The sequence below is a fragment of the Pantoea sp. 1.19 genome (assembly GCF_001922585.1).
In the GTDB taxonomy this organism is placed as follows: domain Bacteria; phylum Pseudomonadota; class Gammaproteobacteria; order Enterobacterales; family Enterobacteriaceae; genus 1-19.
In genome coordinates this window covers 39,655-56,060 of sequence record NZ_MRBS01000008.1, presented here as the reverse complement: position 1 = coordinate 56,060, position 16,406 = coordinate 39,655, and the positions used below count along the sequence as shown (strand labels likewise).

Below are 16,406 nucleotides of genomic sequence, written 5' to 3'. Positions count from 1 at the left end.
GGGTTGTATTATGTCTGAGTACTCCGCGCCGGTATCGCACCGGCACGCGCTAATGGCGCTGCTGCGCCGTCTGCACTTTTATGTTGGCCTGTTTATCGGCCCGTTTATTTTTGTCGCCGCCCTGACCGGTACGCTGTATGTCCTGACCCCGCAGCTAGAGAACCGTCTCTACGCCGACGTGCTGTTCAGTGACAGCCCGGGCGAGGCGCAGCCGCTGTCGCGCCAGGTCGCCGCTGCCCAGGCTTTTTACGGCACCGATAAGCGGATTGCCGCCGTCCGGCCGGCGCCGACCACCGGCGAAACCACCCGGGTAATGTTTGCTAATCCGGCGTTTGGCCCGTCGGAAACGGAAGCGGTGTTTGTTGATCCCGTCACCCTTCAGGTGCTGGGCGCCATGAAAGCCTACGGCACCAGCGGTATTTTACCGTTCCGTACCACGCTGGATTATCTGCACCGCAGCCTGCTGCTGGGCGATCTCGGCCGCAATTACAGCGAGCTGGCAGCCAGCTGGCTATGGGTTGCCGCGCTGGGCGGGCTGGTGCTGTGGATTGGCCAGCGCGCCCCGCGCGCGCGCGCCGGTGCCGCCGCCTCCCGCGGACAGCTGCGGTTGCGCAACCGCCGGCGCCATACCCTGCTGGGCGGCACGCTGCTGATCGGACTGCTGTTCCTGTCGGTAACCGGGCTGACGTGGTCTAACTGGGCGGGCAACAATATCGCCAGCCTGCGCCAGCACTTTGGCTGGCTGACGCCGCAGGTGAACACCGCGCTGGCGCCATCAACGACGCCCGCGGCGGCCGATCCTCACGCGGAGCACCATCACGCCATGGCCGGGATGCCGATGAGCGCCGATAAGGCACAGCCGGTCACCGCCGCGCAGTTTGACGGCGTGCTGCACAGCGCCCGCGCCGCCGGTATCAGCGCGGGTAAAGTGGAGATCCGCCCCAGCTACCTGGCCAATAAAGCCTGGACAGTCAGCGAAATCGATCGCCGCTGGCCAACCCGGGTCGATGCGGTAAGCATTAATGGCCATACCCTGCAGCCGGTCGACAAGGTGGAGTTCGCCCACTTTGGGCTATTAGCAAAACTGACCCGCTGGGGCGTGGATGCCCATATGGGCGTGCTGTTTGGCCTGGCGAATCAGCTGCTGCTGGTGCTGTTTGGCGTCGGTCTGTGTACGCTGATTGCCCTTGGCTACCGCCTGTGGTGGCTACGCCGTCCGGCGGTGAACAGCGCGCTCAGTCCGCTGGAGACCCTGACCGGCTGCTGGTGCCGGCTGGGTGCGCCAGGTAAAGTATTCATCCTGCTGCTGGCCGCGCTGCTGGGCTGGAGTCTGCCGCTGATGGGCCTGAGCCTGCTGGTGTTTATCGCGGTGGATCTGCTGCGCTGGCGACAGGCGCAGCGTCAGCTACAGCCCGCCTGAGGGCGATGATCCGACCGGCGGTGGAGTCAGGGAGGGCAGTCGGCCCGTTATCCGCTCCGCCGCCATCGGTTTCCCCAGCAGATACCCCTGCAGCGAATCGCAGCCAAGCCGGGTCAGAAACGCCTGCTGCTGTGCGGTTTCCACGCCTTCCGCCACGACCCGCAGATTCAGCGTTTTGGCCAGTGCCACAATCGCCGACACCAGCGTGGCGTCGTCGCCGGTGGTGCCCAGCTCACGGATAAACGCGCGGTCGATTTTCAACTCGCGGGCCGGTAGCTGCTTCAGGTAGAGCAGACTGGAATAACCGGTGCCAAAATCATCAATCGAGGTGTGCACGCCCATGGCGGCGAGCGCGGTCAGAATTCGCACGCTCTCCTGCGGATTGCGCATGGCGGTGGTTTCGGTCACCTCCAGCGTCAGCTGCGCGGGCGGGATCTGATGCGTCGCCAGCGCGCGGGGGATGGTGTCCAGCAGAGAGCGCTGTTCAAACTGCTGCGCCGAAAGGTTGACCGCCACCGACCAGCAGCGGTGCCCCTGCAGGTGCCAGATACGGAGCTGACGGCACGCCTCTGCAATGACCCAGTCGCCAATCGGCACAATCAGTCCGGTTTTTTCCGCCAGCGGTAAAAAGCAATCCGGCGTCAGCAGCCCACGCTGCGGGTGCTGCCAGCGCAGTAGCGCTTCAAAGCCCAATACCGGACCGTTCGGAGCGGCAAATTTCGGCTGATAGTGCAGCCGCAGTTCGCCCTGCGCCTGCGCCTGCCACAAGTCATTAATCAGCTGCAGCTGCTCCTGAGCGTTCGCCGTCATCGACGGTTGAAAAAAATGGTAGCCGTTGCGGCCGCTGTTTTTGGTGTGATACATCGCCGCATCGGCATGGAACAGCAGTTCACGCGCGTCCTTCCCGTCTCCCGGATAGAGCGCGATCCCGATGCTTAGCGAGACCATGACGTCGATGGGCGCAAGGGGAAACGGCGCCGCGATGGCATTGACCAGCATCGCCGCCACCGTTGCGGCATCGCTGCTGTCCGCAACGGCGATCAGCAAGACAAACTCATCACCGCCCAGTCGCGCCAGGGTGTAATCACCGTTCAGCCGCGCGCGCATCCGCCGGGTGACCTCCACCAGCAGGGCATCCCCCAGCGGGTGCCCCCAGGCATCATTGACCGCCTTAAAGCCGTCCAGATCCATAAACAGCAGCGCAAACGGGATCTTGTCGCGCGCGGCGCGCGCGATCGCCTGCTCCAGTCTATCTTCCAGCAGGATGCGATTGGGCAGTCGGGTCAACGTATCGTGCAGCGCCAGCTGCGCCAGTTCGCGATTGGCCTGCGCCAGCGACGAGGCCAGCAGCGAGGTGCGGGACTGAATTCGCGCATCCAGCATTGAGACCAGCAGCGTTATCCCGAGAATAAACAGCGTCACCACGGTGACCAGTATCGCCAGCCACTGGCTGTTAACTCCGCGATGCGTCGCGTGGCTACCGACAGGGAACTGCGCGGCGGCCATGCCGGTGTAGTGCATCCCGGCAATCGCCAGTCCCATCAGCAGGGCGGCGGCCAGCCGCCACCCGATCAGCCGCCGGTCGCCCTGCCGCAGCACAAACGCCAGCCAGAGCGCCCCTCCAGAGGCCAGCCAGGCGATGAGCACTGACAGGGCGCCCCAGCCCAAATGCCAGATAATCCCCGGCGTCACCAGCAGCGCCGCCATACCGGTATAGTGCATCGCCGCCACGCCGCTGCCCATCACCAGCGCACCGCCCAACAGCCGGCGGATTGAGAGATCGGTGCGGCACACCTGCCGGAGCGCAAACAGCGAGGCCGCGATGGCAATCAGCAGCGACAGCGCGGTCAGTGGCGCACTGTAGCTGAAGGACATCGGCATCCGCATCGCCAGCATGCCGATAAAGTGCATCGACCAGATCCCAATGCCCATAGAGACACTGCCGCAGATAAGCCACAGCCGGGCCACGTGGCCCCGGACAGTGGCAACCCTGCCGGCCATATCGAGGGCAGTATAGGCGGCGACCACCGCCACCAAAACAGAGACGATCACCTGCAAGCGATCGTATTGAGTGACAAGCATCATGTTGCATTCCTGGTGTCATTGCCAGTCACGCTGACCGGCCAAAAAACGTGCTTCCCCGATCGTACGCAGCGGGCGGGGGGGAGAGGGTTATCGGCAACGCCGGGGCTGGCTTTATCCTGCGGGAAAAAAATGCGCACGCGACGGGGCCGTGACCACCAGCGCGCATTCGCCGGGCGGCCATCGCCGCGACCCGCGGAGTAAACAGGCGCGACGACTGTGTTCAGTCCGCTGCCGTCATCCGGTGCAGGCACATTCGCTGACGATCGTTCGGGCCAAACGCATCCGTGCCGATTTGCCCCTAATGGAGAGCGCCTGGCGATGAGCGCCGCGCAGATAAGCGGCGTAATCTCCCCTCTTCGTCGCGAGGCGCGGATAGCGTGCACCGCAACAGACGGCAACGGAACCGTTCGCGGTCGCCTTTCAGGTATCGTGCATTCCGGCCATCGCCCCGCGCGGCGCAGCCTGCGCCATGTGCACGTCAACGCAGGCGCGGCAGCCGCAGTCCGGGACGTGTACGCCCTCCCATTAAGCATTAAATTTATGTGTGTATTATTCCTTCCGGACATCGCGAAGGGGGGGGTAACACTCCCCTACCCAATCATAAAACGCTCTCTCCGTACAGAAAAATAATGATTAATACATTTAAATCATCAAGATAAAAAAGAACCCAGAAAATTCTTAGTTTTGCTGACAACCCCGTTCCGACTGCGTTATAGTAAATCTGACTTATGTATAACTCATAATTTATGGCCAGGTATCGGCTGCGACTAAGCAATCATTCTCACGCCCAGCGGGCACGTTGCCGCGTGAAGCTGACATCACCGGGTGAAAACTTCTCTTCTCCACTCCGTTTGGTAAGGAATGATGATGAAATTGAAGATTTTTTTCGCCACCTGCGGCCTCAGCGCCGCACTGCTGCCCGCCGCCTGGGGGGCCTCTACGACCGGTACCATCAATGCCACACTGACCCTGACCACCGGCTGTCTGGTGAACGGGCAGTCAGGGACCAGCGGGGTAAGCTTTGGTACCCTTGACTTCGGCGCGCAGGCTGCCACCTTCGATACCCTCAACGCAACGCTGCAAAACAGCGCCGGCAGCGGTATTTTTGTGCGCTGCACCACCGATCAGAGCTATAACGTTCGCATCACCAACAGCAATACGGCGCCGGCCACGGTGTACGGCGATCGCACCGCCGCGCCGCGCTACTTGCGTCTGAGCTCAGATAACACCGTCGGCATCGCCTACAGCCTGTACGGTTCTACCAGCTACACCACGCCCATCGCCAACGATACCGATCTGGTCGCGGTCGGCACGCCGGATCCGGTGAACGGTGATAACTACCCGATATACGGGCGCATCACCGGTGGCGGCTTCAATGCCGCCATCCCCGCCGGGACCTACACCGACACCATTAATGTGGCGGTGAACTACTGATTGCCGGGATGCGACCGCTGTTTCTCAGCATCGCCTTCGCGGTAGGCGGAGGGATGAGCACGGCGGCGCAGGCGCTGCCGACGCAGACTTTTCAGGTCACTGCTTCGGTGGTGGCCGGCTGCGTGGTCACCGGCGCCAGCAACGGCGTGTGGGGTACGCTGAATTTTGGTCAGTGGTCGGCCATCGACACGCGACCGGTCAGCGCCAGCTTCGTTGCCAGCAGCGCACTGCAGCTCGCCTGTACTCCCGGCACCACGCTCAATATGGCTATCAATGGCGGCAGCCACTTTACGACTACCCGTAATTTAAAGATCGCCAGTAACAGCGAGCGGGTGGCCTACCGGCTGTACCGCGAGGCTAACCACAATGCGTCCAGCGAGATTGGCGTTAATCAGAGCGTCGGCATCAGCTACGGCGATGCTAACCATATCACCCTCCCCATTTACGGGCTGCTGCAGCTGAGCGGACCCACGCGGGCGGGAGTGTACAGCGATACGCTGACCGTCACGCTGAGTTGGTGATCCCGGATGTGAAAAGGATTGTATGATGAATCTGTTGGCGACTCTGCTGCTGTGCGGCAGCCTGTTTTTTTCCGCCCTTGCGACCGCCGCTAATGCCCTGCTGATCTGGCCGGTTGACCCGACGTTGAATGAGGGCCAGCGGGCGACGGAACTCTGGCTGGAGAACCGCGGCGCGGAAACCACCCTGATGCAGGTGCGTATTTTTGGCTGGCAGCAGCGCGACGGTCGGGAACAGTTTTCCACCCAGCAAAACGTGGTCGCCAGCCCGCCGCAGGTGCGTATTGAGCCTGGCAAGCGCCAGCTGGTGCGGCTTATCGCTCAGCAGCCGGCTCCCGCCGGTCAGGAAGCAGCATTCCGGGTGGTGCTGGATGAGATTCCCACGCCGCCGGCGCCGGGCTCTTCTCCGGGCGGTCTGAACCTGCAAATGCGCTACTCGCTGCCGCTGTTTCAGTACGGCAGCGGACTGGACAAGGCCAGTGCCACACCGGTGCTGCAGTGGCGGGTGATTCAGCAGGCGGGCAAACCGCAGCTGCACATAGTGAATCGCGGCCGCGGCCACGCCCGCCTGAGTCGGGTCTCCCTGGCAGGACGGCCGATTAACGATGGTCTGCTAGGTTATGTATTAGCGGCCAGCACTCAGCGCTTTCCGCTGCCGTTTGCCGCCGGTAACAGCGGGGAGCTGCGCGCCGAGTTAGGGGGGCAGCGCACCCCGTGGCGCAGCCACAGCGCGCAGCCATAACGATGCGCGGCCGCGTTCTTCTCACCTCTCTGTCGCTGGCGGCCAGCGCGCCGCTGCTGCTACCGGTGGCGGCACGCAGTGAAACCTATAGCAGCCTGCCGCCGCCGCCCAGCGCCAGCAGCGCGCAGGATAAACAGCAATACTTACTGGATTTACAGGTGAATGGTCGCGTGAAAAACCAGCTGGTTACGGTAACTTTTCGCGATGGCCACTACCTGGTGCGGGCGGCGGATCTGATCCAGGCGGGGATTCCCTCGTCGCAAATCACCTCCACCGAGATGGATGTGTCGACGATGCCCGACGTTCGCGCCGAATACGATTCCCGCGGCCAGCGCCTGCTGCTGAGCGTTCCCCCGGCGTGGCTGCCGGCACAACATTTTGCCGGTGAGAGCGATAAGATTCGCTATCCGGGCAACACCTCACGCGGCGCGCTGCTGAATTACGATCTTTACGCCAGCAATACCCGCAGCAGCAGCAGGCTGTCGCTATGGAATGAGCTGCGGCTGTTTGGCGACAGCGGCCAGCTGGTAACCAACGGCGTCTGGCAGCACACCCTGCGCGGTAACGATAATACCGCCGGCGATCGCTGGCTGCGCTATGACAGCTGGTGGGCCGGTCAGGATGAAACCCGGGCGATCGGCTGGCGCGTCGGCGATCTTATCAGCGATGCCCTTGCCTGGAACAACAGCGTGCGGCTGGGGGGCGTACAAATCAGCCGCGACTTTTCAATCCGTCCCGATATTGTTACCTGGCCACTGCCGGGTTTTTCCGGGCAGGCCGCGCTTCCCTCAACCGTGGACCTGTTTATTGATGGCTATCGTAATACCCGCACGGCGGTTCAGCCCGGTCCCTGGTCGCTAACCAACCTGCCGTTTGTTAACGGCGCCGGTAATGCGGTGGTGGTCACCACCGACGCCGTGGGGCGCCAGGTGACCACTACCCTGCCGTTTTACGTCGCCAGCGATTTGCTGAAACCGGGGCTCAATGACTTTGCCTTCTCGGCCGGCGCGCTGCGGGAAAATTACGGCCTGCGCAGCGCCGACTACGGCGAAGTGGCGACGACCGTCTCCTGGCGACACGGCCTGCTGGAGTGGCTGACGCTGGAAAGCCACGCGGAGACGGCGCAATCGTTGGCGCTGGCCGGCGGTGGCGTGCAGCTGCGCGCCGGGGCGCTGGGCGTAGTTAACGGTGCGCTGGCGCGTAGCCAGCTCGCCGGCAGCAGCGGGCAGCAGCTCAGCGTCGGCTATCAATATCAGCATCCGGGGTTCAGCGTCGGCGCGCAGCACATTCAACGCAGCGTCAGCTACGGCGATTTGGCGCTGTATGCCGCGCGGCGCGCGGCGCCGCGGCAGGCGGAAAACGCGACCCTCAGCCGCCGCAGCACCACCCTCAACGGCAGCGTTTCGCTGCAGCGCTTCGGTAGCCTTGGCGCCGCCTGGATTGACGTCACCGGTGGCGAAGGTGACCGTACCCAGCTGCTCAATCTGACCTGGAGTAATAGCGTCTGGGGCAACAGCACGCTGTACCTCTCCGCCACCCGCGATCGCACCCGCGATAACTGGAGCGGCAGCCTGTCGCTGATTGTGCCGCTCGGCAGCCTGAGCAATCTCAGCGCCAGCCTCGAGCGCACCGCCGAAGGCCAGCAGGCGCAGCGGCTCGCCTGGTCGCGGGCGATGCCCTCGGACGGCGGGGTAGCGTGGGATGCTTCCTGGGGGCCGCCAGCAGCAGCATCGTGATTACCGTCAGGCCAGCCTGCGCTGGCGTAATCCGCAGCTGGAGGCCGGCGCCGGCACTTACGGCGACAGCAATGCCCGCGTTGACTGGGGCGAGCTGACCGGCTCTGTGGTACTGATGGATGGCCACGCCTTTGCCGCTAATCAGGTGAACGACGCCCTGGTACTGGTAAAAACCGGCTGGCCGGGCGTCGGCGTTCGCTATGAGAACCAGCGGGTCGGTACCACGGACAGCAACGGTTACCTGCTGGTTCCGCGCATCAACGCCTGGTATCCGGCACGCTACGAAATCGACGCGCTGGATCTGCCCGCGAACCTGACCGTAGCCACCACCGAGCAGCGTCTCGCCGTCCGGCGGCAGAGCGGTTACCTGCTGAACTTCCCGGTACAGCCGCTGCACGCCGCCAGCATCATACTGCACGACAGCCGCGGACAGCCGCTGCCGGTTTCCACGCAGATTATACGCCCCGGACGCCCAACCGGCTATGTTGGCTGGGACGGGCTGGTGTGGATGGAGACCCTGAGCACCAACAATCCGTTCGAGGCCATTACCCCGGATGGCGAACGCTGCCACGGCCGCTTTGTTCTTCCAGCCGGCACCTCGCCCACCCTTACCCCCTACGGACCGCTAACCTGTTCGCCCGGAGCCTTACCATGAATCTGTTTTGCCGTACCCTGCTGTTACTGATAGTTAGCCTGTGTGGCGGACGGGCGCTGGCCGCCTGCGGCCTGCCCGCCTCCACGGCCAGCTTTGGTACCCTGACCTCGTTTACCCTCAACAGCAGCACCGCCACCACCTCCGGCCAGGCCAATGTCAACTGCGGAAGCGGTAGCGTGCTCTCGCTGCTGGCGAATAACCGCATTATTCTGTCCCTGAGCGGCGCCAGCAGCACCCGCGGTAATCGGGCGACCCTGACCCGCAGCGGTGGCGACAGCGGCGATGTGATCCCACTGCAGCTCTGTACCGACGCCGCCTGCAGCAATGAACTGTTTGTCGGCAGCGGCTCCCGCACCTACAACAACGTTCAGCTGCTGGATCTGATTGGCTTACTGGGGGGGCTGAACTTCACCATGACGCTGACGCTGCGCACGGTGCCGGGGGCGGTGGTCTCTGCCGGCACCTACAGCGGGATCCTTAACGTCAACGCCGATTACCGCATCTGTACCGGGATCAGCCTGATCGGTCTCTGCCTGCTGGGAGCGGAGCGGTCCGGCAGTGGGCTGATTCCCCTGACCGTCACCCTCAACGTCAGCAATGACTGCACAACGATCGTCGCGCCGAACGTCAGCTTTGGCAGCGCGCCGCTGGTCAGCCGCTTTAACAGCGTCACGCAGAGCATCAATGTGATTTGCACTAAAGGCAGCAGCTACAGTGTTGGGCTGAGCAACGGCAACCACGCGGTCAACGGCGCGCGCAATATGGCCAACGGCAGCGCGCTGATGCGCTATGAGATTTATAAGGCCGCCAGCAATGACCGCTGGGGCCCCACCGGCAGCGAGCGCTGGCCCAGCGTCAGCGCCAGCGGCGTCAGCAGCGACGGTCTGACCCGCACCTACAACTATACGGCGCGGGTGCTGACCAGTCAGAGTACGCCGGCTGCCGGTGACTACAGCGACAGCGTGGTGGTGGATCTGGCCTTCTGAACGGGGTGCTCGACGCCCCGGCGGAGCGTCAGGCCGCCACCGGCGCGGCCGGCGGATGCTGACGCTGGTAGCGGACCACCAGCCGCTTGATCAACAGCGTGCCCAGCAGGCCGCAAACCGCGGCAATCGTCAACCAAATACCGGGCATCGCTTTATCGCCGGTGCTGTGAATCAGGTAGCTACAGACCGCCGGCGTGAAGCCACCAAACAGCGCGGTTGCCAGGCTGTATGCCATTGAGAAACCAGAAGCGCGTACCTCCGCCGGCATCACTTCGGCCAGATAGACCACCATGGCGCCGTTATAGCTGGCATACAGGAAGGAGAGCCACAGCTCTGCTCCCAGCAGATGCGCCAGCGACGGCGAGCCCACCAGCCAGTGCAGCAGCGGCCAGGCAGTGACGATCATCAGCAGGGTAAACAGGATCAGCAGCGGTCGCCGACCGTAGCGATCAGACACCGCCCCCATCACCGGCAGCCAGAACAGGTTGGAGACGCCGACGCACAGAGTGACCAGAAAACTCTGCTTATCACTGAGCAGCAGCACGGTTTTACCAAAGGTCGGGGTAAAGGCGGTGATCATATAGAACATCACCGTGGTGGTGACCACCATCAGCATTCCCGCCAGCACCAGCGGCCAGTTGCGCGCCACCGTCGCCACAATCTGCCCCATCGCCGGATGGCTTTTCCGCTGGGCAAACGCCTCGGTCTCCTCCAGCATGGTGCGGATCCAGAACAGGAACGGCACAATCAGGCAGCCGATGATAAAGGGGATCCGCCAGCCCCATTCGGTGACCTGGTCTTTCGCGAGCAGATGATTAAGCCCCAGTCCGAGCAGCGCCGCCACGATCACGGCGATTTGCTGACTGCCGGATTGCCAGGCAACGTAAAAGCCTTTTCGCCCCTTCGGCGCAATCTCCGCGAGGTAAACCGAGACGCCCCCCAGCTCAACGCCGGCCGAGAAGCCCTGCAGCAGCCGCCCCAGTAGAATCAGGATCGGCGCGGCGATGCCAAGCGTGCTGTAGCCGGGTACCAGCGCAATGGTCAGCGTACCGATCGCCATCAGGCCGAGCGTCAGCAGCAGCCCCTTACGCCGCCCGTGGTGGTCGATGTAGGCACCGAGGATCATCGCCCCCAGCGGCCGCATCAGAAAACCGGCGCCAAAGGTCATCAGGGTGAGCATCAGCGACGTCCAGGGATCATCGCCGGGGAAGAAGGTTTGGGCAATGGCGGAGGCGTAATAACCAAACACCATAAAATCATACATTTCGAGGAAATTACCGCTGGTCACGCGAAAGATATTCTTCGCGCCGCTCTGCGGCGAAGCGGACGGGGGTGAGACGGTGGTCATGGCATCATCCTTGCGGTTTTTGTTGGTTGTACCGCGCGGAGGGGGCAAAAAACGTGAGCCAGGTCACCGTTGACCATCAGCAGATATTAACATATGTAACTAAAATACAACAAAATCGATCGCGCAGCGGAAGCGGGACGGAATATCCCGTTTCCGCAGCAGATTATTTTGCGTCCTGCGCCATGCCCATCAGGGCAATCTTCAGATAACCGGCCGCACGCAGCCTATCCATCACCGCCATCAGCGTAGCGTAATCCACGCTTTTATCCGCCTGGAAAAAGAGGGTGGTCTCTTTATTACCCTGCGTCTGCGTCGCCAGGGCGTCGGCCAGCGTCTCGACGCTAACCGCCTCATTACCCACAAACAACTGCTTGTCCGCTTTGATTGACAGGTATACCGGCTTCTCCGGACGCGGCTGCGGCTGGCTGGTCGAGGCGGGCAGATTCACCCGCACGTCCACCGTGGCCAGCGGGGCGGCGACCATAAAGATGATCAGCAGCACCAGCATCACGTCGATAAACGGCGTCACGTTGATGTCGTGCATTTCGCCGTTGTGGTCATCGTCTCCGTCGTGTAAACGCATGGCCATGGTCACTTACCCTACGCGCAGCTTTTGGGCCGGTCGCGTCGCGTCACGCTGGCCGAGGTCCAGATCGCGGCTCTGCAGCAGCAGTACCTGGGCCGCGGTGTCGCTCAGCGACGCTTTGTAGCCCGCAATCATTCGCGCAAACAGGTTGTAGATAACCACCGCCGGGATCGCCGCCACCAGACCAATCGCAGTGGCCAGCAGCGCTTCGGCAATCCCCGGAGCCACGACCGCCAGATTGGTGGTCTGGGTTTTGGCGATGCCGATAAAGCTGTTCATGATGCCCCATACCGTCCCGAACAGGCCAATAAACGGCGCGACGGAACCGATGGTGGCGAGAAAACCGTTGCCGCTGCCGGCCGCGCGGGCCATGGCCGCCACCCGGCGCTCCAGGCGGAAACCGGTACGCTCTTTGATGCCGTCCGGATCGTCAGCACCGGCGGACAGCGTCCGCTCATCCAGCGCTTCGGCCACCAGCTGGCGGCTCTGGCTGGCGTCGCTAAACCCGGAGGCGATCTCGCGGGCCTCGTTCAGGGACGCGACGCCGGCCAGCGCCGCCTGCTCCTGACGCAGCCGACGCTTTGCGCCCACCAGACGGGTGCTTTTGGCAAAAAAGATGGCCCAGGTGACCACCGATGCCAGAAGCAGACCGATCATCACGGCTTTAACCACGATATCCGCATGCTGATACATGCCCCAGACAGAGAGATCTGTCTGCATCACGTTGCTGGTTACCACGCTGTTGTACCCTTTCTGTTGTGCAAATTTGGTTCAAAATTTCTCGCCGCATGATACCAAAAAGCGGCTGAATTGATAGTGGTTCTCATTACTATTTACATAGCCGCGGCATTTTTGCGCACGTTTTCCTTGTGCACGAACGGAAAACGCCATGAGATTAGTGAGCACCGGTGAGTCATGGTAACGTAAGGCATTCGTCAGAGGATGAGCCCGCATAATGACTCAAAAGAAGATAGAAACGCAGCTGGTCCAGGCCGGACGCGCAGCACGCTATACGCAGGGATCGGTTAACGGCGTGATTCAGCGCGCCTCCTCGCTGGTGTTCGACAGCGTTGCCCATAAGCAGCAGGCCACCGCCGGCCGCGCCGATCGCGCGCTGTTTTACGGCCGTCGCGGCACCCTGACCCACTTTTCGCTGCAGGACGCGATGACCGAGCTGGAAGGCGGCGCCGGCTGTGCGCTGTTTCCCTGCGGCGCGGCGGCAGTGGCCAACAGCCTGCTGGCGTTTGTCTCCGCCGGGGATGAAGTCCTGATGAGCGGCGCGGTGTATGAGCCAACGCAGGATTTCTGCACGCGGATCCTGCGTAAAATGGGCGTCACCACCACTTTTTTCCCACACACCCTCGGCGCTGAGCTGGCCGATCGGGTGAGCGCGAAAACCCGGGTCGTGTTTCTTGAGTCGCCCGCGTCCATCACCCTTGAGGTACAGGATATTCCGGCTATCGTCGCCGCGGTGCGGCGCAACGCCCCGGATGCGATCATCATGATCGACAATACCTGGGCGGCGGGCGTACTGTTAAAACCGCTGGCGCTGGGCGTCGATATCTCGATTCAGGCCGGCACCAAATATCTGGTAGGCCACTCAGACGCGATGATTGGGACCGCGGTCGCCAACGCGCGCTGTTGGCCGCAGCTGCGTGAAAATGCCTATTTGCTCGGGCAGATGGTGGATGCCGATACCGCTTACGTCACCAGCCGCGGGCTGCGCACGCTGGCGCTGCGCCTGAGGCAGCACGAGGCCAGCGCCCTGATTGTCGCCCAGTGGCTGGCTGAGCGGCCCGAAGTGGCGCGGGTCAATCATCCGGCGCTGCCCGACTCACCCGGCCACGCCGTGTGGCAGCGTGATTTCACCGGCAGCAGCGGCCTGTTTTCATTTGTGCTGCACCAGCGGCTCAGCGACGCGCAGCTGGCACATTTTCTCGATCATTTCCGCCATTTCAGCATGGCCTACTCCTGGGGCGGCTATGAATCACTGATTCTGGCTAATCAGCCGGAGGAGCTGGCGGCCATCCGCCCCTGCGGCGGCGTCGATTTCAGCGGTACCCTGGTGCGGTTGCATATTGGCCTGGAAAATACCGATGACCTGCTGGCGGATTTGGCTGACGGACTGGCGCGCATTGCCGCGACGCCCCCCGTCGGCGTGCGCTAACCTCAACCCGGCGTCAACGAAACGGGCGACTGCCCGCGCATTGACCGCGACGCCGGACCAGACAGGCTACACTCTGTTACTTTTTACTGACGGGACTGCACATGGGTGTGTTGCATGAGATTGTTCAGGCGCTGTGGCATCAGGATTTTGCCGCGCTGGCCAATCCGGACATTGTATGGATTGTTTATGCCATCATGTTCACGACGCTGTTTTTGGAAAACGGTCTGCTGCCGGCCTCCTTTTTGCCGGGTGACAGCCTGCTGTTGCTGGCCGGTGCGATGATAGCCAAAGGCGTGATGGGGTTTGTTCCCACGCTGCTGATCCTCACCGCTGCCGCCAGCCTCGGCTGCTGGCTAAGCTACCTGCAGGGGCGCTGGCTGGGCAATACCCGCCTGGTGAAGGGCTGGCTGCTGCATTTGCCGGCTCAGTACCACCAGCGCGCCTGGTCGCTGTTCCACCGCCACGGCCTGATGGCGCTGCTGATTGGCCGCTTTCTGGCCTTTGTGCGCACCCTGCTGCCCACAATGGCCGGGATCGCCGGCCTGAACAATGGCCGCTTTCAACTGTTTAACTGGCTGAGTGGCCTGCTGTGGGTTGGCATCGTGGTCACCTTTGGCTACGGTATCAGCCAAATCCCCTTTATTAAGCGCCACGAAGATCAGGTGATGGCAATCCTGATCCTGCTGCCGCTGGTGCTGCTGTTCGTCGGTCTCGCCGGCAGCATTGTCGTGGTACTGAGGCGGCGCAAAAAAGCTTAAGCCACGGGGGAAGTTTGCCGCAGCCGGGCGATCTCCTCCCCCGGCGTGATGCCAAAATAACGCTTAAATTCGCGTGAGAACTGCGAGGCGCTTTCGTAGCCCACCCGCATCGCGGCAGTGCTGGCGCGGATCCCCTCCTGAGCCAGCAGCCCGCGCGCCTGATGCAGCCGATAGCTTTTCAGGTACTGCAGCGGCGAGGTGCTGGTCACCGCTTTGAAGTTGTGATGAAACGCAGAGACGCTCATATTCACCTCCGCCGCCAGCCGCTCCACGCTCAGGTGCTCAGCAAAATGCTGCTCAATGCGCCGCAGCGCGCGCGCGATCTGGCTGACCTGGGTCTGGCGGTTGGCCAGCGCCAGCAGCGCACCGCCGCAGGGTCCGGTCAGCACGTAATAGAGGATCTCGCGGACAATCTGCGGCCCGAGCACCCGCGCGTCGCGCGGCGTGGCCAGCACATCCAGCAGCCGTTCTGCGGCGCACAGGATCGATTCCGTCAGCAGCGCGGCGTGAATGCCGTGATTGTCGGGTGGCGCCGGTAAATCGCCATCCGCATCCATCGCCATCAGCAGCTCCTGCAGCCTGAGCGCATCTACCCGCAGCGACAGGCCTACCAGCGGCTCCTGCGGACTGGCAAAGGTTTCGCATTCAAACGGCAGCGGCACGGTGAGCATCAGGTAGGCGTGTGCGTTGTAGTGAAATACGCGGTTGCTCAGATAGCCCGTTTTGTGCCCCTGAAACAGAATCACGATTCCCGGCTGATACATCACCGGCGTGCGTCCACTCGGCTGACTGGCATACAGCAGGCGCAGGTCCGGCACCGCCGCCAGCGCGCTCGTATCGCCGCGCATGATGGTTAACGTTTGCTGCGCCAGACGGCGACAAATGGCGTCCCGATCCATTGCTGATCTCCCTGAGTGTGTTGTTCCATCCTGACCTGGTCGCGGGAATTTCTCCAGTCCGGAAGCGGATTAGGCAAGAAAAGGCGCGAAACAGGCAAGTAGGCACGGCGTGCCCTGCGCGCCGACGATTTCCCTCAACCCGTGCGCGATCGTCTAGACTTAGTGCTCTGAGTCGAGGCATCGACCCCCATCACTCACTACCAGGAGGCCCTATGGCAGATCAACCCTATATTAAACTCCGCGACGGCAACAGCATGCCGCAGCTTGGGTTGGGCGTATGGCAGGCCAGCGATGATGACGCCCGCAACGCGGCGCTGAAAGCGCTCGAGGTAGGCTATCGCCACATTGATACCGCCGCGATTTATAAAAACGAAGCGGCCATCGGTGCCGCCCTGCAGGAAACCGCGGTACCGCGCGACGAGATTTTTATCACCACCAAGCTGTGGAACGACGATCAGCTGCAGGCGGAAAAAGCGCTGGAAACCAGCCTGAACAAGCTGCAGCTGGAGACGGTAGATCTCTACCTGATGCACTGGCCGTGTCCGGAGAAGGGCAACTATGTTGAGTCATGGAAGCAGATGATTGCCCTGCAGCAGCAGGGGCGGGTGAAAAGCATCGGCGTCTGTAACTTTAACAACGATCACCTGAAGCACCTGATTGACGAGACCGGCGTGACGCCGGTAATTAACCAGATTGAGCTGCACCCGATGCTCCAGCAGCGCGAGCTGCACGCCTGGAATGCAATGCATCATATTCAAACCGAATCCTGGAGCCCGCTGGCGCAGGGCGGCGAAGGCGTTTTCGATCAGCCAATCATTCGTCACCTGGCGAAAAAGTATGATAAGACGCCGGCGCAGATTGTCATTCGCTGGCACCTGGACAGCGGACTGGTGGTGATCCCGAAATCGGTCACCCCGTCGCGCATTGAAGAGAATTTCGCGGTATTTGACTTCCGCCTTGAGAAGCCGGAACTCAGCGAAATAGCCACACTGGATAAGGGGCACCGGCTGGGTCCGGATCCAAAAACCTTTAACGGCTAATCTCACCGGACGGGCTGCGGCCCGTCCCCCTT

Annotated in this window: 15 protein-coding genes; 10 read left to right on the top strand and 5 right to left on the bottom strand. The window is 62.4% G+C overall.

The annotated features are described in order from the left end of the window. Nucleotides 1–10: 10 nt before the first annotated feature. Nucleotides 11–1,420: a PepSY domain-containing protein gene (locus tag BS626_RS14390; RefSeq protein WP_075183083.1), complete on the top strand. Its 1,410-nt coding sequence runs from the start codon at nt 11–13 to the stop codon at nt 1,418–1,420. On the opposite strand, the gene BS626_RS14385 is transcribed toward BS626_RS14390, so the two are convergent. Next, a complete protein-coding gene (locus BS626_RS14385) occupies nt 1,406–3,502 on the bottom strand; it encodes a bifunctional diguanylate cyclase/phosphodiesterase (protein ID WP_075183226.1) in 2,097 nt (698 codons plus the stop codon). The two genes, BS626_RS14390 and BS626_RS14385, sit on opposite strands and share 15 nt — an antisense overlap. An 870-nt stretch (nt 3,503–4,372) precedes the next feature. Here BS626_RS14385 and BS626_RS14380 point away from each other — a divergent pair. The 6 genes from BS626_RS14380 to BS626_RS14360 are packed head-to-tail and all read left to right on the top strand — an operon-like array spanning nt 4,373 to nt 9,576. Then, nucleotides 4,373–4,939, top strand: coding sequence for a spore coat protein U domain-containing protein (locus BS626_RS14380; RefSeq protein ID WP_075183082.1), 567 nt, complete (start codon nt 4,373–4,375; stop codon nt 4,937–4,939). 8 nt (nt 4,940–4,947) lie between these two features. Further along, entirely contained in the window at nt 4,948–5,460 is a 513-nt protein-coding gene (locus BS626_RS14375) for a spore coat U domain-containing protein (protein WP_139308839.1), read from the top strand. A gap of 25 nt (nt 5,461–5,485) precedes the next feature. Continuing rightward, nucleotides 5,486–6,199 carry a molecular chaperone gene (locus BS626_RS14370; RefSeq protein WP_371328506.1) on the top strand — a complete coding sequence of 238 codons (714 nt, stop codon included), beginning with the start codon at nt 5,486–5,488 and terminating at the stop codon, nt 6,197–6,199. Between the two features lie 2 nt (nt 6,200–6,201). Beyond that, nucleotides 6,202–7,935 (top strand): fimbria/pilus outer membrane usher protein, encoded by a 1,734-nt coding sequence (locus BS626_RS14365; RefSeq protein ID WP_256374859.1) that lies wholly within the window; start codon nt 6,202–6,204, stop codon nt 7,933–7,935. Then, nucleotides 7,901–8,590, top strand: a complete 690-nt coding sequence (locus BS626_RS19000; RefSeq protein WP_256374858.1) for a fimbria/pilus outer membrane usher protein — start codon at nt 7,901–7,903, stop codon at nt 8,588–8,590. The genes BS626_RS14365 and BS626_RS19000 overlap by 35 nt, the downstream gene beginning before the upstream one ends. Then, a complete protein-coding gene (locus BS626_RS14360) occupies nt 8,587–9,576 on the top strand; it encodes a spore coat U domain-containing protein (RefSeq protein ID WP_075183079.1) in 990 nt (329 codons plus the stop codon). Before BS626_RS19000 ends, BS626_RS14360 begins: the two co-directional genes overlap by 4 nt. Before the next feature lie 28 nt (nt 9,577–9,604). Here BS626_RS14360 and BS626_RS14355 read toward each other — a convergent pair whose 3' ends face one another. From BS626_RS14355 to exbB, 3 genes are all read right to left on the bottom strand, one after another. After that, entirely contained in the window at nt 9,605–10,924 is a 1,320-nt protein-coding gene (locus tag BS626_RS14355) for an MFS transporter (protein ID WP_075183078.1), read from the bottom strand. 163 nt (nt 10,925–11,087) lie between these two features. Next, entirely contained in the window at nt 11,088–11,513 is a 426-nt protein-coding gene (gene exbD / locus BS626_RS14350) for a TonB system transport protein ExbD (protein WP_075183077.1), read from the bottom strand. A 6-nt stretch (nt 11,514–11,519) separates the two neighbouring features. Beyond that, nucleotides 11,520–12,230 carry a tol-pal system-associated acyl-CoA thioesterase gene (exbB, locus tag BS626_RS14345; protein ID WP_075183225.1) on the bottom strand — a complete coding sequence of 237 codons (711 nt, stop codon included), beginning with the start codon at nt 12,228–12,230 and terminating at the stop codon, nt 11,520–11,522. A gap of 235 nt (nt 12,231–12,465) precedes the next feature. Here exbB and metC point away from each other — a divergent pair, with 235 nt between their 5' ends. Next, on the top strand, nt 12,466–13,677 hold the full coding sequence (gene metC, locus BS626_RS14340; RefSeq protein ID WP_075183076.1) for a cystathionine beta-lyase: 1,212 nt from the start codon (nt 12,466–12,468) through the stop codon (nt 13,675–13,677). A gap of 101 nt (nt 13,678–13,778) precedes the next feature. Continuing rightward, nucleotides 13,779–14,435, top strand: coding sequence for a DedA family protein (locus tag BS626_RS14335; RefSeq protein WP_075183075.1), 657 nt, complete (start codon nt 13,779–13,781; stop codon nt 14,433–14,435). Here the strand turns inward: BS626_RS14335 and BS626_RS14330 are convergent. Continuing rightward, nucleotides 14,432–15,334 (bottom strand): AraC family transcriptional regulator, encoded by a 903-nt coding sequence (locus BS626_RS14330; protein WP_075183074.1) that lies wholly within the window; start codon nt 15,332–15,334, stop codon nt 14,432–14,434. The two genes, BS626_RS14335 and BS626_RS14330, sit on opposite strands and share 4 nt — an antisense overlap. Before the next feature lie 212 nt (nt 15,335–15,546). On the opposite strand from BS626_RS14330, the gene dkgA reads away from it, so the two are divergent. After that, a complete protein-coding gene (gene dkgA, locus BS626_RS14325) occupies nt 15,547–16,374 on the top strand; it encodes a 2,5-didehydrogluconate reductase DkgA (protein WP_075183073.1) in 828 nt (275 codons plus the stop codon). Nucleotides 16,375–16,406: the final 32 nt, after the last annotated feature.

Coding starts and splice junctions, on each gene's coding strand:
- BS626_RS14335 (WP_075183075.1), top strand. CDS start 13,779: ATGGGTGTGTTGCATGAGATTGTTCAGGCGCTGTGGCATCAGGATTTT.
- BS626_RS14355 (WP_075183078.1), bottom strand. CDS start 10,924: ATGACCACCGTCTCACCCCCGTCCGCTTCGCCGCAGAGCGGCGCGAAG.
- BS626_RS14390 (WP_075183083.1), top strand. CDS start 11: ATGTCTGAGTACTCCGCGCCGGTATCGCACCGGCACGCGCTAATGGCG.
- BS626_RS14360 (WP_075183079.1), top strand. CDS start 8,587: ATGAATCTGTTTTGCCGTACCCTGCTGTTACTGATAGTTAGCCTGTGT.
- BS626_RS14370 (WP_371328506.1), top strand. CDS start 5,486: ATGAATCTGTTGGCGACTCTGCTGCTGTGCGGCAGCCTGTTTTTTTCC.
- metC (WP_075183076.1), top strand. CDS start 12,466: ATGACTCAAAAGAAGATAGAAACGCAGCTGGTCCAGGCCGGACGCGCA.
- BS626_RS14380 (WP_075183082.1), top strand. CDS start 4,373: ATGAAATTGAAGATTTTTTTCGCCACCTGCGGCCTCAGCGCCGCACTG.
- BS626_RS14385 (WP_075183226.1), bottom strand. CDS start 3,502: ATGCTTGTCACTCAATACGATCGCTTGCAGGTGATCGTCTCTGTTTTG.
- BS626_RS14375 (WP_139308839.1), top strand. CDS start 4,948: ATGCGACCGCTGTTTCTCAGCATCGCCTTCGCGGTAGGCGGAGGGATG.
- BS626_RS19000 (WP_256374858.1), top strand. CDS start 7,901: ATGCTTCCTGGGGGCCGCCAGCAGCAGCATCGTGATTACCGTCAGGCC.
- BS626_RS14330 (WP_075183074.1), bottom strand. CDS start 15,334: ATGGATCGGGACGCCATTTGTCGCCGTCTGGCGCAGCAAACGTTAACC.
- dkgA (WP_075183073.1), top strand. CDS start 15,547: ATGGCAGATCAACCCTATATTAAACTCCGCGACGGCAACAGCATGCCG.
- BS626_RS14365 (WP_256374859.1), top strand. CDS start 6,202: ATGCGCGGCCGCGTTCTTCTCACCTCTCTGTCGCTGGCGGCCAGCGCG.
- exbB (WP_075183225.1), bottom strand. CDS start 12,230: ATGCAGACAGATCTCTCTGTCTGGGGCATGTATCAGCATGCGGATATC.
- exbD (WP_075183077.1), bottom strand. CDS start 11,513: ATGGCCATGCGTTTACACGACGGAGACGATGACCACAACGGCGAAATG.